This window comes from Mesorhizobium sp., assembly GCF_005063415.1.
Taxonomy (GTDB): Bacteria; Pseudomonadota; Alphaproteobacteria; order Rhizobiales; family Rhizobiaceae; genus Mesorhizobium.
The window spans coordinates 26,185-27,453 of record NZ_SUEG01000069.1; the positions used below are offsets into that span (position 1 = coordinate 26,185).

Here is a 1,269-nt window from a genome sequence, read left to right on the forward strand (position 1 = left end):
GTTCCGCCTCGCCATCCTGCCGATCGGCGCCTACGAGCCGCGCTGGTTCATGGCGCCGCATCACCAGGATCCGGAGGAGGCGGTGCAAGGCATGCTTTTGTGCAACGCCGCCTATGCCGCCGGCTGTCACTGGGGCACGTTCCGGCTGACCAACGAGCCTATCGACGAGCCGCCCAGAAAGCTCGGCGAAGCGCTAGATGCTGCCGGCCTGCCGCGGCAACGTTTTCGCGCCTTGCAGCCGGGCGAAGTCTGGGACGTGCCGGCGGTCTGACGCGGCGGAACCTAAGGCATCACATAGACGTTTGTAGGTGTTCAAACCTGTCGGCTGCGAGGTGTCTCTCATGATCAGGTGGATCATCATTCTTTTGATTATCGCGGCCGCGGCGAGCCTGCTCGGCATGCCGGCACTGGCCGGAGCCGCCGCCACCGGCGCGCGCATCCTCATCGGGATCGTGCTGATCATCTTCCTGCTGATCGTGCTTGGCGTCTTCGCGGTGACTTGAAAATCACGCCGCGCTGGTAATTTCTGCCGCTATCCGCCATATAGGCGCCAAACCGGCAAGAGACCTTTCGATCGATGGCAAGCGCGGCCCCTTTCGCCAAGATGAACGGCATCGGCAACGAGATTATCGTTGCAGATATGCGCGGTCGCGCCGATCGGGTGACGCCTGCGGCAGCCGTCGCGCTTAATGCCGATGCCGCGACCAGCTTCGACCAGGTCATGGCGATCCATGACGCCAGGACGCCGGGCACCGCCTTTTTCATCGACATCTTGAATTCGGACGGAACCAGCGCGCAAGCCTGCGGCAACGGTATGCGCTGTGTCGTCCAGGCGCTCGCCGCCGAGACCGGCCAGAAGACATTTGCGTTTGAAACAGTCGCCGGCATCCTCAATGCCGAGGAACATGCCGACGGAATGATCTCGGTCGACATGGGCAGGCCGCGCTTTGGCTGGCAGGACATCCCGCTGGCCGAGGAATTTCGCGACACCCGCATGATCGAGCTGCAGATCGGCCCGATCGATGCCCCGGTGCTGCATTCGCCGTCGGTCGTCTCGATGGGAAATCCGCACGCCATCTTCTGGGTCGACCGCGACGTCTGGTCGTACGACCTCGAGCGCTTCGGCCCGCTGCTCGAAAACCACCCGATCTTCCCCGAGCGCGCCAACATCACCATCGCACAGGTGACTTCGCCTGAGACCATGGTCATCCGTACCTGGGAGCGCGGCGCCGGCCTGACCAAGGCCTGCGGCTCGGCCGCTTGCGCCGC

2 protein-coding genes and 1 pseudogene are annotated in these 1,269 nt (G+C 63.9%); all 3 read left to right on the forward strand.

What is annotated here, in order from left to right:
* A pseudogene (locus E5W70_RS18710) lies at window positions 1–271 on the forward strand (hypothetical protein); the annotation flags it as partial.
* 70 nt (window positions 272–341) lie between these two features.
* Window positions 342–503: a DUF1328 family protein gene (locus tag E5W70_RS18715; RefSeq protein WP_031195454.1), complete on the forward strand. Its 162-nt coding sequence runs from the start codon at window positions 342–344 to the stop codon at window positions 501–503.
* Between the two features lie 74 nt (window positions 504–577).
* Window positions 578–1,269 (forward strand): diaminopimelate epimerase (dapF, locus tag E5W70_RS18720; protein ID WP_292660666.1); only part of this gene is annotated, 692 nt, incomplete at its 3' end.